We start from the raw sequence: 211 nt of genomic DNA, 5'->3' as shown, positions 1-211 counted from the left end.
CCTGTTCGTGCTGCACACCGGGATCCAGTGGGAGTACCTGCCCCAGGAACTGGGCTTCGGCTCCGGGATGACCTGCTGGCGGCGCCTGGCCGAGTGGAACGAGGCCGGTGTGTGGGAGAAGCTGCATCTGGTGCTGCTGGGGAAGCTGCGGTCGGCGAAGAAGCTGGACTGGTCGCGGGCGGTGATCGATTCCTCCCACGTGCGGGCGGCC

At 68.2% G+C, this 211-nt stretch carries 1 protein-coding gene; it reads left to right on the top strand.

The window, feature by feature from the left end; all coding sequences use genetic code 11:
* A partial coding sequence (locus IO33_RS0142450) for a transposase (protein ID WP_031174385.1) occupies nucleotides 1-211 on the top strand: 211 nt, incomplete at both ends.

The organism is Streptomyces durhamensis (assembly GCF_000725475.1).
In the GTDB taxonomy this organism is placed as follows: domain Bacteria; phylum Actinomycetota; class Actinomycetes; order Streptomycetales; family Streptomycetaceae; genus Streptomyces; species Streptomyces filipinensis.
This window is presented reverse-complemented; position numbering and strand designations above follow the sequence as displayed.